Annotated in this window: 12 protein-coding genes and 1 tRNA gene; 3 read left to right on the forward strand and 10 right to left on the reverse strand. The window is 54.3% G+C overall.

What is annotated here, in order from left to right; translation table 11 throughout:
- Positions 1 to 36 precede the first annotated feature (36 nt).
- On the forward strand, positions 37 to 867 hold the full coding sequence (locus ACERY3_RS21460) for a DNA-processing protein DprA (RefSeq protein ID WP_373226466.1): 831 nt from the start codon (positions 37 to 39) through the stop codon (positions 865 to 867).
- Positions 864 to 1,514, forward strand: a complete 651-nt coding sequence (locus ACERY3_RS21465) for a hypothetical protein (RefSeq protein ID WP_373226467.1) — start codon at positions 864 to 866, stop codon at positions 1,512 to 1,514. Before ACERY3_RS21460 ends, ACERY3_RS21465 begins: the two co-directional genes overlap by 4 nt.
- Positions 1,515 to 1,612: 98 nt before the next feature.
- Here ACERY3_RS21465 and ACERY3_RS21470 read toward each other — a convergent pair whose 3' ends face one another.
- The 5 genes from ACERY3_RS21470 to actS all read right to left on the reverse strand — a co-directional run bounded on the left by ACERY3_RS21470 (position 1,613) and on the right by actS (position 5,626).
- Positions 1,613 to 1,972: a plasmid partitioning/stability family protein gene (locus ACERY3_RS21470; RefSeq protein ID WP_373226468.1), complete on the reverse strand. Its 360-nt coding sequence runs from the start codon at positions 1,970 to 1,972 to the stop codon at positions 1,613 to 1,615.
- A gap of 12 nt (positions 1,973 to 1,984) precedes the next feature.
- Positions 1,985 to 2,941, reverse strand: coding sequence for a plasmid segregation protein ParM domain-containing protein (gene parM / locus ACERY3_RS21475; protein ID WP_373226469.1), 957 nt, complete (start codon positions 2,939 to 2,941; stop codon positions 1,985 to 1,987).
- Between the two features lie 410 nt (positions 2,942 to 3,351).
- Positions 3,352 to 4,533: a tyrosine-type recombinase/integrase gene (locus ACERY3_RS21480; RefSeq protein ID WP_373226470.1), complete on the reverse strand. Its 1,182-nt coding sequence runs from the start codon at positions 4,531 to 4,533 to the stop codon at positions 3,352 to 3,354.
- Positions 4,534 to 4,728: 195 nt separating this feature from the next.
- A tRNA-Gly gene (locus ACERY3_RS21485) sits at positions 4,729 to 4,802 on the reverse strand.
- Between the two features lie 80 nt (positions 4,803 to 4,882).
- Positions 4,883 to 5,626, reverse strand: a complete 744-nt coding sequence (actS, locus tag ACERY3_RS21490) for an amidase activator ActS (RefSeq protein ID WP_058840909.1) — start codon at positions 5,624 to 5,626, stop codon at positions 4,883 to 4,885.
- Between the two features lie 163 nt (positions 5,627 to 5,789).
- On the opposite strand from actS, the gene idi reads away from it, so the two are divergent.
- On the forward strand, positions 5,790 to 6,332 hold the full coding sequence (gene idi, locus ACERY3_RS21495) for an isopentenyl-diphosphate Delta-isomerase (RefSeq protein WP_033146588.1): 543 nt from the start codon (positions 5,790 to 5,792) through the stop codon (positions 6,330 to 6,332).
- Positions 6,333 to 6,370: 38 nt separating this feature from the next.
- On the opposite strand, the gene lysS is transcribed toward idi, so the two are convergent.
- From lysS to xerD, 5 genes are all read right to left on the reverse strand, one after another.
- Positions 6,371 to 7,888 carry a lysine--tRNA ligase gene (gene lysS / locus ACERY3_RS21500; protein WP_023309094.1) on the reverse strand — a complete coding sequence of 506 codons (1,518 nt, stop codon included), beginning with the start codon at positions 7,886 to 7,888 and terminating at the stop codon, positions 6,371 to 6,373.
- Between the two features lie 9 nt (positions 7,889 to 7,897).
- Positions 7,898 to 8,996 (reverse strand): peptide chain release factor 2 gene (gene prfB / locus ACERY3_RS21505; RefSeq protein WP_096151315.1). Its coding sequence is split into 2 segments (ribosomal slippage): positions 7,898 to 8,920 and positions 8,922 to 8,996, totalling 1,098 coding nucleotides; the frame shifts between segments, so codons are not numbered across the junction.
- Positions 8,997 to 9,086: 90 nt separating this feature from the next.
- Positions 9,087 to 10,820: a single-stranded-DNA-specific exonuclease RecJ gene (recJ, locus tag ACERY3_RS21510; RefSeq protein WP_039262981.1), complete on the reverse strand. Its 1,734-nt coding sequence runs from the start codon at positions 10,818 to 10,820 to the stop codon at positions 9,087 to 9,089.
- Positions 10,821 to 10,825: 5 nt separating this feature from the next.
- Positions 10,826 to 11,539, reverse strand: a complete 714-nt coding sequence (gene dsbC / locus ACERY3_RS21515) for a bifunctional protein-disulfide isomerase/oxidoreductase DsbC (RefSeq protein WP_058840910.1) — start codon at positions 11,537 to 11,539, stop codon at positions 10,826 to 10,828.
- Positions 11,540 to 11,567: 28 nt separating this feature from the next.
- Positions 11,568 to 12,464, reverse strand: coding sequence for a site-specific tyrosine recombinase XerD (xerD, locus tag ACERY3_RS21520; RefSeq protein WP_023309098.1), 897 nt, complete (start codon positions 12,462 to 12,464; stop codon positions 11,568 to 11,570).
- Positions 12,465 to 12,467: the final 3 nt, after the last annotated feature.

A 12,467-nucleotide genomic window follows, 5' to 3' on the forward strand; every position in this document is an offset into this window, starting at 1 on the left:
GACCCTTTTGAACGCGCCATCTCGCCCTTCGAGGAAATGGCTGCATATGAAGCGTTATGGTCAGAAAAAGGGGCGACGTTCAAAACGATCGCAGATAAATTTCGTGAGGCTCCGGAAGGCGCTGTACCTTCGGATCTGGTGGCTGGTAGTACCATCGCCGCGTTCAAAACTCGCCTGAAAGAGATAATGTCCCATTACGCTGTCGAAAATATGGGTATACGGGTTCACGGTGCCGGTGAATACCCCGAAAAGCTGAGGGACGCGCGTAACCCGGTAGAGGTCATCTATTATCAGGGCTGGTGGGATCTGGTGAATACCCGCTCGGTTGCCGTCGTGGGTTCGAGGAAAGTGTCTGAAGCCGGGGCCAGAAGAACCCGTAAGCTGGTGAAATGCCTGGTGGAAGATGGCTTTACCATCGTATCTGGTCTGGCGGAAGGTGTGGATACCAACGCACATCAGACCGCAGTGGCGCTGGGGGGTAAAACCATTGCGGTAATCGGCACACCGCTTTCGCATCAGTACCCGAAACAAAACAGCGAGCTACAGCAGACTATCCGCGACAACTACCTGCTTATCAGCCAGGTGCCGTTCCAGCGTTATCTGGAGCAGGATTACCGCAGTAACCGGATTTTCTTCCCGGAGCGTAACATCACAATGTCCGCGTTGACCGAAGCGACAATTATTATCGAAGCATCAGAAACGTCTGGAACGTTGACCCAGGCACGTGCTGCTCTGGCTCAGGGACGTAAGTTGTTTATTCTGGAATCCTGTTTCCAGAACCCATCGATTACCTGGCCTTCCAGGTTTGAAGCGCTGGGCGCGATACGTGTCAAAGATTATGAAGACATCAGGAGTAACCTCCGGTGACGTTTCGTCTCACGCGCATTGATGAACTGATCCGTGGACAACATTATCACCTGGAAGACGGTGATTTATGTTATTACTTCGGCGAGTATACCGCCCGACAAGGTGCCGTCTACAGCGAAACCAATCAGCTCATCATGAACCTCAAAAAAGGCAATGACCGCCGTGGACGTGCTGACTATCGTTACAAACAGATCGCGATAGAACGCGTTGCCCGCATGATCACGTCAACTATCGGTAACCTTGACGCCTTTACTTTCGTTCCTGTCCCACCATCCCGATGTCGAACCGATGCGGCTTACGATGACCGTATGACAGCTATCCTGCGTACTGTTCAGGCGCTGAATCCGGCGATAGACTACCGGGAACTGGTTTTACAGAATGCTTCCACTGTAGCCTCCCATGCATCAGCAGCAAACCGCCCGACGCCTGATGAGATCATGGCTAATTATCGCTTTGATGAAACGCTGTGCGATGGTGTCAGAAATGACATTCTTATTTTTGACGATGTGCTCACCGCCGGTAGCCATTTCAAAGCCATGAAGCGCTTTTTGCAGCAGTATTTGCCAGAAAAAAACATTCAGGGTCTTTTCGTGGCACGTACTACCCGTGATGCTGATGTGACAAGTCTGTTTGATGTGCTGGACTAAAAGAAAAATATCGAGAAGAGGACACCCAGCCACGCAGGCTGAGTGTCCTAGTTTATGTCCCGATCGTCAAAATGTAACGATATAACATTAACAATCAACTATTCAGGCAGAGAACTCGCCAGATTCTTTGCTGAAACACTACTGATGGGTTTCTCCGTTACCACTGGCCGTGGTTCTGTAGTCGTCACCGTTACAGATGGAGCAGAACCCAGCTGAATGTTCAGAAACGACGACAGCATGGTTCGCAATGTTTCAGGGCTTGTGTTGTCTGCCAGAAGTGCAGCCAGTACCGATGGCAACCGGCTGTCAATCTCGCCCAGCGCTATACCGGCCAGTAATGCCGTTCGTGACAGCTCACCGCGATCGCCCCGGTGATGTGCCTCAATCCGGGCATCCGCAAAACGTTCGCTGGCATGTGTTTCAGGGCGAAGGTAAATCAGTACTTTCCTGCGGTTCATTATACATCCTTATTAACCCAGTGCTTTCAGACCATGTACCAGTGCGAATTGCGGATCCTGAGCCACAAAGAAACGATCTTCGCGCAGGTTAACGTGAGTACGGATGGCATCAGCCAGCAGACAAGCTCCACCGCCCACGACAGCAACATGGGTATAGCCTTTGAAGCGATCAACCGCTTCCTGCACCCGCGCACGGTAACGCGCGATACCACTGTGGATAGCCTGTTTGATTCCATCTACCGCACGAGGATCGTTGATGTTGTTCGCCAGGTACATGTCGTCGAACCGTTTGATAATCAACCGGTCCACGTTGTAACGGGATAGCGCCATATTGGCTTTACGTAGCGCCTGCTGCACTTCATCCGTCACCAGTGATACGCCGAGAGCCGGATCGCCATAAATACGCGATACTGAAGACATCTGGCCTGCCACCTGCGAGATATCCAGCGTCGTTCCGCCGAGGTCAACAATCAGCACCGAGTTGGAAGCCGAGAGTTGGTCGCACAGCGCTATTCCGGCAGGAATGGACTCCGGGCGCACGGTGACGCGGGTGATGGTAAAGACATGACCGTTATTCAGTATCACAGGTTGTAGCAGGCTCTGCTTCTTGCGCTCAATGTTATCAAGCCGGTACTGGGCGTCTTCGTCGTAGAACTCCGCCAGCGGTAGCGTCACCACGATATCCACGCACTGCGGCACAAGACCGCTGGTCAGTAAGGCGTGATGCACAGCCACCGCGTTGAGCGGGCTGTACTGCCATTCAATATTGCTGGTGGTGAGGGTATCCGGGGAAATCAGGTCAAACGAGTATTTTTCTTTGCCAGCGGTGTAGTTGAAAGGCTTACCGTTGCCAAACGTGGCTGACCACCCGCGTTTGAAGCTGTTGGGGCTGATGTGGGTAAATGTCTTGCCGTGCTGTTCCCATAGCATTTTGATGTGAGTCGAGCCATCGTCGATATAAATGCGCATATTGCACCTGAGTTGAGTTAAATATGTATTGGGATTGAGCCGTCCGGCGTTACCGGAGGCGTGAAGAGCGGTTATTGCGCCAGAACTGAGAGCACAATGAGATGAATCAGTGCCAGCAAGCGCTCAACGAGAAAAGGCAGCGCTGCCAGTGAGACAAATATGAGAAATCTTTTCATCGGGTTAGTTTCCTGTATGGGGTGAGTAAAATGCGAATTGCCATACAAGATTCAGGGGATGAGAGTAGAGAATTTACAGTATCGACCGGTATTGAGAATCATTTAAATCTCTAAAATAAAATACAGGTTTATATAAAGTAAAATAATGGATTTAATTTTGAGTGCGAGTTAACGTGCTGCTATGAAAGGAAAGACGCCCAACCATGAAGGTTGAGCGTCCGGTTTTATGCCATTTTATTTGCCACGACTCAGACTGTCGATATGGTCAGCATACCACTGCATCATCTCGCGCCGACCATCCAAATACTGCGCATGGTTGTAGGTGCCGCGAATGCTGTTTTTGTCCACATGCGCGAGTTGTAATTCAATCCATGCGGTGTTGAACCCCTGCTCATGCAGGATTGTACTCATTGTGTGGCGGAATCCATGACCAGTAGCCCTACCACCATAACCAATACGCCGAATCAATACATTCAACGACATATCGCTGATTGGCTTAACTTTCTCAAGCCTCCCGGGGAAAACATACTGATAACCAGTAGTCATTGTTTTGAGTTCCGTCAGAATAGCCAAAGCTTGTCGGGACAAAGGTACAACATGGGGGCGACGCATTTTCATTCGTTCTTCTGGAACACTCCAGATATTATTTTCAAAATCGAACTCTGACCACTCAGCCTTACGCAGTTCTCCGGGGCGAGTACCAGTTAAGATCAGTAGCTTCATAGCAAGCTTAACAAGAATATTTCCGGTATACGCCTGAAGAAGAGTCAGAAAGTCAGGCAACTCTGTTGCTTGCAAATGCGGGTAATTCGCCTTTTTATGCGGCATCATCACACTTGCGAGATCTGGAGCTGGATTAGATAAAGCACGTCCTGTCGCTATTGCATACTTCCAGACTTCACCACAGCGCTGACGAACCTTTCGCATCTTCTCTGTGGCCCCCCTTTTTTCAAGACGGGATAGCACCCCCATCAATTCCATCGGTGTAATAGAGTCAATGGGGCGATGACCTATATAAGGGAAAACGTCTTTCTCAAAAGTTGCGATCATTTCTGTCCGGTAAGACTCGGCCCAAAGATCATAACGCCGTTGATACCATTCCCTAGTAATAGATTCAAAAGTGTTGCCGAGCTTATCCTGCTGGGACAGTTTCTTCTCTTTACGGGTATCACTCGGATTGATACCCGCAGCTAATAGCTCCTGCGCCTCGTCGCGTTTGCTACGAGCTTCGGATAAAGAAACTTTTGGGTAAGTTCCTAGGGACAACATCTTAGCCTTACCTTCATAGCGGTAACGAAACCGCCAGCCCTTCGAGCCATTAGGTTCAATCTGTAACGATAATCCGTTGCCATCTGCTTTGGTATACGTTTTCTCTGCGGGCTTGGCGCGGCGTATCTCAAGGTCTGTGAGAGGCATATGTATACTTTTCTCCTCAGAAATCATCCTGTGTGTATAGTTTCAGAGTGTATAGGAGAAGCTATACACATTTCTATACAACATCGGTTCTTGATTTGGGGTAACTCTGGTTGAATCGGGTTGACGGAAAAGTGATTAAAAAGCCAGTAAAATCAGCGAGTAGTTGAATTGAGTGGAGTTCAGGAGAATTGAAAATGGAGCGGGCGAAGGGAATCGAACCCTCGTATAGAGCTTGGGAAGCTCTCGTTCTACCATTGAACTACGCCCGCTTTGAGGTGCGTATGGCATTATAGACCTTACGCACCTTCATACAAGCCTCTTAACAACTAACCGGCGATAAAATAATCACTTAGCACTTCGGTTTGCTGCCGGGCGCAGGCAGATAACGCTGCGGGTCGATGGCAGTCGCCTTATAGCGAATCTGGAAATGCAGCTTCACAGCGTCCGTGCCGGTGCTGCCCATGGTGGCAATCTTCTGCCCGGCTTTGACGTTCTGCCCGTTGTTGACCAGCATCGTGTCGTTGTGCGCATAGGCCGTGATGTAGTCTTCGCCATGCTTAATCATGATCAGGTTACCGTAGCCGCGCAGCTGGTTACCGACGTAAACCACCTTCCCTGCTCCGGAAGCATAAACCGGCGTACCGCGTGCAGCCGCGATATCAATACCTTTGTTCCCCCCCTCAGACAGGGAGTACGGCAACACCACTTTACCGCTGGCCGGCCAGACCCAGCAGCGTTGACCGACCGGCGGCCAGGACGATTGCGGCACCGCGTAAGACGGCGTCACTTTGGCGGTTTTGCCTTTCGAAGAGGATTTTTTGCCCGAGGACGATCCGCCGCTAACCTTCAGCTGCTGCCCCACCTCGATGGTGTAGGGCGGAGAGAGGTTATTCAGCCGCGCCAGATCCTTCACGCTGGTTCCCGTTGCGCGCGAAATCCGGTATAGCGTATCCCCGCGCTTAACGGTATAGACCGAACCGGAATAGCTGCCCATATCCGAAGATTTGCTCCCTGAACAGCCCGCCAGCAATAGCGTCAGCGTCAGGCAAAAAATGGCGGTGATGGGGTTTCTCGTCAGGCTTCCTGCAAACAAAACAGATCCTCGGTCAGCGTGAATGGCGCACTATGATAACAGCCAAAACGAATATGGGTCATGCCCTTTTCCGCTCTACGCGCCAAACCGTTCGTATAAGAATGCCGTATAATGATCCGGCTGATGGTGCTGAACCACTCGGCATTTTGGCACTGGAGCATCAATGAGTATTCAAGAACACGTTATTTTGGTAAACGACCAGGGAATGGTGATTGGCACTCAGGAAAAATATGCCGCGCACACCTTACATACCCCGCTGCATCTGGCTTTCTCTTCCTGGCTTTTTAACGCAAACGGCGAATGTCTGATCACCCGGCGCGCCTTAACCAAAAAAGCCTGGCCCGGCGTCTGGACCAATTCCGTCTGCGGCCATCCGCAGTCCGGCGAAGAGACGATACAGGCGATAATCCGCCGCTGCCGCTTTGAAGTGGGCGCTGAGCTGACCGACATCACCGCCGTCGCCCCTGAATTTCGCTATCGGGAAACCGACCCGTCGGGGATTGTGGAAAACGAAATTTGCCCGGTATTCGCGGCCCGCATCACCAATGACGTGACGATAAACGAAGATGAAGTGATGGACTATCAGTGGGTTGAGCTGGACGCGTTATTCCGCGCGCTGGACGCGACGCCCTGGGCCTTTAGCCCGTGGATGGTCATGGAAGCGACAACCGCCCGCGAAAAACTCAAAGCCTTCGCGGCGCAATAAAAAAGCCCCTTTCGGGGCTTTTTTGACATCTTAACGCCTTATTTCACCGGGCGCATCGCCGGGAACAGGATCACGTCGCGGATGGTGTGGCTGTTGGTGAACAGCATGACCATACGGTCGATACCAATCCCAAGGCCCGCCGTTGGTGGCAGACCGTGCTCCAGCGCGGTCACGTAGTCTTCGTCGAAGAACATCGCTTCGTCGTCGCCTGCCGCTTTCGCGTCAACCTGATCCTGGAAGCGCTGAGCCTGGTCTTCCGCATCGTTCAGCTCGCTAAAGCCGTTGCCGATTTCACGGCCGCCGATGAAGAATTCGAAGCGATCGGTGATTTCCGGGTTCTCGTCATTACGACGCGCCAGCGGAGAGACTTCAGCCGGGTATTCGGTGATGAAGGTCGGCTGAATCAGGTGCGCTTCGGCCACTTCTTCAAAGATCTCGGTCACGATACGGCCCAGACCCCAGCTCTTCTCAACCTTGATACCGATGCTTTCTGCGATCGCTTTCGCAGAATCAAAGTTATCCAGGTCCGCCATGTTGGTTTCCGGACGGTATTTCTTGATCGCTTCGCGCATGGTCAGTTTTTCGAACGGCTTGCCGAAGTCGAAGACTTCTTCACCGTAAGGAACCTGCGTGGTGCCCAGAATGTCCTGCGCCAGGGTGCGGAACAGGGATTCGGTCAGCTCGATCAGATCTTTGTAATCCGCATACGCCATATAGAGTTCCATCATGGTGAACTCTGGGTTATGACGAACGGAGATACCTTCGTTACGGAAGTTACGGTTGATTTCGAACACGCGGTCGAAGCCGCCGACCACCAGACGCTTCAGGTACAGTTCCGGCGCGATGCGCAGGTACATGTCCAGGTCCAGGGCGTTATGATGGGTGATGAACGGACGCGCAGACGCGCCGCCTGGGATCACCTGCATCATTGGGGTTTCCACTTCCATAAAGTCGCGGTTGACCATGAACTGGCGGATACCGGCCATGATCTGGGAGCGAATTTTGAAGGTCTTACGGGATTCATCGTTAGAGATGAGATCCAGGTAGCGCTGACGATAGCGCGCTTCCTGATCCTGCAGGCCGTGGAATTTGTCCGGCAGCGGGCGCAGGGCTTTGGTCAGCAGACGCAGCTCGGTGCAGTGGATAGACAGTTCACCGGTTTTGGTTTTGAACAGTTTACCTTTCGCGCCCAGGATATCGCCCAGGTCCCACTTTTTGAACTGCTCGTTGTAGATGCCTTCCGGCAGGTCGTCACGGGAAACGTACAGCTGAATACGGCCGCCAACGTCCTGCAAGGTCACGAAGGAGGCTTTACCCATGATACGACGGGTCATCATGCGGCCTGCTACGGCCACTTCAACGTTCAGCGCTTCCAGCTCTTCGTTCTCTTTAGCGTCGAAGTCAGCGTGCAGTTGGTCTGAGGTATGGTCACGACGAAAATCGTTCGGGAACGGCACGCCCTGCTCGCGCAGCGCTGCCAGCTTCTCGCGGCGGGTTTTCAGTTCGTTGTTAAGATCGACTACCGCGTCAGCGCCCTGTGCTTGTTGTTCAGACATGTTGGTTCCTCATAACCCTGCTTTCAAACTTGCTTCGATAAATTGGTCCAGGCTGCCGTCCAGCACCGCCTGCGTGTTGCGGGTTTCAACCCCGGTACGCAGGTCTTTGATGCGGGAGTCATCAAGGACGTAAGAACGGATCTGGCTGCCCCAACCGATGTCGGACTTGTTGTCTTCCATCGCCTGTTTCTCAGCATTTTTCTTCTGCATCTCCAGCTCATAAAGCTTCGCTTTCATCTGCTTCATGGCCTGGTCTTTGTTCTTATGCTGGGAACGGTCGTTCTGGCACTGTGTTACCAGCCCGGTTGGAATGTGGGTAATACGCACCGCCGATTCCGTACGGTTAACGTGCTGACCACCCGCGCCGGATGCGCGATAAACGTCGATACGCAGGTCCGCCGGGTTAATTTCGATATCAATATCTTCATCAACTTCCGGGTAAACAAACGCGGAGCTGAAGGAGGTATGACGACGGCCACCGGAGTCGAACGGGCTCTTACGCACCAGGCGGTGAACGCCGGTTTCGGTACGCAGCCAGCCGTAGGCGTAATCGCCAATGATCTTGATGGTGACGGATTTCAGACCCGCAACTTCACCTTCAGACTCTTCGATAATTTCGGTTTTGAAGCCGCGCGCTTCCGCCCAACGCAGGTACATACGCGTCAGCATGCTGGCCCAGTCCTGCGCTTCGGTGCCGCCAGAACCTGCCTGAATATCGAGATAGCAGTCAGCGCTGTCGTATTCGCCGGAGAACATGCGACGGAACTCAAGCTGCGCCAGCTTCTCTTCCAGCACGTCGAGTTCTGCCACGGCTTCGTTAAAGGTTTCTTCGTCGTCGGCTTCGACGGCCAGCTCCAGCAAACCGGAAACATCTTCCAGCCCCTGGGCCATTTGATCCAGCGTATCTACGATAGCTTCGAGAGAGGAACGCTCTTTACCCAGCGCCTGTGCGCGTTCAGGTTCGTTCCAGACGTCCGGCTGTTCCAGCTCGGCGTTTACTTCTTCAAGACGCTCTTTCTTGGCATCGTAGTCAAAGATACCCCCTAAGAACGTCAGAGCGCTCCGTGAGGTCCTGAATACGGTTTTTTACCGGATTAATTTCAAACATGGTCTGTTTTCTTTTATGGACTTGTCAAAATGCGGTGATAAGAGCGGGATTGTACCGAATCCACGCCCTTTTTTATAGAGATTACTGCCGCTAAATTGGCCAGATATTGTCGATGATGATCTGAAGGGTGCGGTTACCGCGAAACTCGTTGATGTCCAGTTTGTACGCCAGCTCAACCTCGCGCACGCCGTTGTCCGGCCATACCGCCGTGTCAACGTTGAAGGCGATGCCGTCCAGCAGCGGACCACCGCCCACGGGCTCGACCATCACTTTCAGATGACGTTCGCCGACAATACGCTGCTGCAGCAGGCGGAAACGCCCGTCGAACAGCGGTTCCGGGAACATCTGCCCCCACGGACCGGCATCGCGGAGCATTTGCGCCACGTCCATCGTCATCTCAAGCGGTGAAAGCTCGCCATCGGACACCACTTCCCCCTGCAACAGGGCCGGATCAATCCAGTCGGTGACCAGTTCACCAAACAGCCGCTGAAACTCGTCGAACTTCGCCTCTTCCAGCGACAGGCCCGCCGCCATCGCATGGCCGCCAAACTTGATCATCAGACCCGGATACAGCGTATCGAGACGCTCCAGCGCATCGCGCATGTGCAAACCCTGAATCGAACGGCCTGAGCCTTTCAGCGTGCCGTCGCCTGCGGGGGCGAACGCGATCACCGGGCGGTGGAAACGCTCTTTAATACGCGACGCCAGAATGCCGACCACGCCCTGGTGCCACTCAGGATGGTACATCGCCAGGCCGCCCGGCAGCGTATCGCCGCTGCGTTCAAGCTTTTCGCACAGGGTCAGCGCTTCGGCCTGCATCCCCTGCTCAATCTCTTTACGGGTCTGGTTCAGCGCGTCCAGCTCGTTGGCCAGCACGCGCGCTTCACCGATGTTATCGCACAGCAGCAGCGCCACGCCGACGGACATATCGTCCAGCCTTCCTGCTGCGTTAAGACGCGGGCCGAGGGCAAAGCCCAGGTCGCTTGCCGCCAGCTTGAGCGGATCGCGGTTGGCAATCTCCAGCAGCGCCTTGATCCCCGGACGGCACTTGCCCGCCCGAATGCGGCTTAGGCCCTGCCAGGTCAAAATGCGGTTATTGGTATCGAGGGGCACCACGTCCGCGACGGTGCCCAGCGCCACCAGATCAAGATATTCGGCCAGGTTAGGTACGGCAATACCGCGGGAGTCGAACCAGCCCTTATCGCGTAACAGGGTACGCAACGCCAGCATCAGATAAAACGCCACGCCCACGCCCGCGAGGGATTTCGATGGGAAATCGCAGTCGCGCAGGTTGGGGTTAATAATCGCTTCCGCATCGGGCAGCGTTTCGCCCGGCAGGTGGTGATCGGTGACCAGCACCGGGATCCCCAACGCGTGAGCATGATCGACGCCCGCATGGGAGGAGATCCCGTTATCGACGGTCATGATCATCTGTGCACCACGGGCGTGGGCCTGATCGACCACTTCCGGGCTGAGGCCATAGCCGTCTTCAAAACGGTTCGGCACCAGATACGTGACGTTATCGCAGCCCAGCGCGCGCAGGCTGAGCACGCTCAGCGCGGTGCTGGTTGCGCCGTCGGCGTCGAAATCGCCCACCACCACAATCCGCGTTCCCTCTCGAAGCGCGTTGTAGAGCATTTCGGTGGCTTTTTCGATACCGCTCAGCTGCTGCCAGGGCAGCATCCCTTTCACGCTGCGTTCAAGATCCTCAGCGCGACGCACGCCGCGGCTGGCGTAGAGACGCTTAAGCAGCGCCGGGAGATCGTCCGGTAAATCAACGGGTTCAACCGCCTCGCGGCGGCGCAATTTTATCGGGGCTTTCACGCGGATTATTTACCACCAAACTGTTTCTGGTGCGCGTCGAGGAACTCTTTCATCTCTTTTGGTCCCTGATAGCCCGGAACAACATAGCCGTTGCTCAGGACAATCGCTGGCGTACCGCTCACGCCAAACTGCACGCCGAGCGCGTAGTGGTTAGCGATATCAATGTCGCAGGAGGCCGGCTTAACGTCTTTGCCGTTCATCGCGTCGTCAAACGCTTTGTTGCGGTCTTTCGCACACCAGATCGCCTTCATGTCCTGCTCTGGCTGGCTCTGCACGCCCGCGCGCGGGAAGGCCAGGTAACGCACGGTAATGCCCAGCGCGTTATAGTCTTTCATCTCTTCATGCAGCTTGTGGCAGTAGCCGCAGGTGATGTCGGTGAAGACGGTAATAACGTGTTTTTCCTGCGCCGCTTTATAGACGATCATCTCTTTTTCGAGCGCGTTCAGGTTTTTCATCAGCAGCTGGTTGGTGACGTTCACCGGCTGCGCGCCGCTCACGTCGTACATTGGCCCCTGAATAATGTGTTTGCCGTCTTCGGTGACGTACAGCACGCCGCTGTTGGTCAGTACCGTTTTCATTCCGGCAACCGGTGCAGGCTGAATATCGCTGCCGGTGACGCCAAGCTTAGCCAGCGACTGTTTGATGGCGGCATCGTCCGCATGGGCGAAACCGGTAAATGAGGCTGCCAGCAGGGTGAACAGCGCGAAAGTCTTTTTCATATGTGATCCTGTTACAATTCGTCGGCACTCACGCACGAGGGTGGTGCTGTTGGTGTAGCTGCCGCAGGCGTTCCGTCGCGACATGGGTATAAATTTGCGTGGTGGAAAGATCGCTGTGGCCCAGCAGCATCTGCACCACGCGTAAATCAGCGCCGTGGTTTAACAGATGCGTCGCGAAGGCGTGACGCAATACGTGCGGCGAAAGCTTTTCACTATCGATACCCGCCAGTGTGGCGTAATGCTTGATGCGATGCCAGAACGTTTGCCGCGTCATCTGCTGGGCGCGCTGGCTCGGAAACAGGACGTCGATAGACGTACCATTGAGCAGCCACGGACGACCATGCTCCAGGTACGTTTCCAGCCAGTAAACCGCCTCTTCACCCAGCGGAACCAGCCTTTCCTTGTTGCCTTTACCAATGACGCGCACCACACCCTGACGCAGGCTGATGTCGCTCATCGTCAGGCCAACCAGTTCCGAAACGCGCAAGCCGGTAGCATACAATAGCTCAAGCATGGCTTTATCGCGTAACTCCAGCGGCAGGTCAACTGCCGGTGACTGTAATAATCTCTCAACTTGTGCTTCGCTGAGATCTTTCGGCAGCCGCTGCGGAAGCTTAGGGGAAGCCAGCAGCGCGCTGGGATCGTCTTCGCGAATCTTCTCACGGTAGAGATGCTGGAACAGCCGACGCATGGCGCTAAGCAAACGCGCGGAACTGGTGGCTTTGTAGCCCCCAGCGATACGTTCCCCCAGCAGCGCCTGCAGGTCGTCACGCTGCGCGCTCGCAAGGGATAACCCCCGGTGCGCAAGCCACTCCACCAGCATGGTGAGATCGCGACGGTAGGCGCTGAGGGTATTCTCGGCAAGATTTTTCTCCAGCCACAGCGCGTCGAGAAACTGTTCGATCAGTGCGAGATCCTTTTCCACATC

It is taken from the genome of Enterobacter cloacae complex sp. ESBL7 (assembly GCF_041679625.1).
Classification (GTDB): domain Bacteria; phylum Pseudomonadota; class Gammaproteobacteria; order Enterobacterales; family Enterobacteriaceae; genus Enterobacter; species Enterobacter asburiae_B.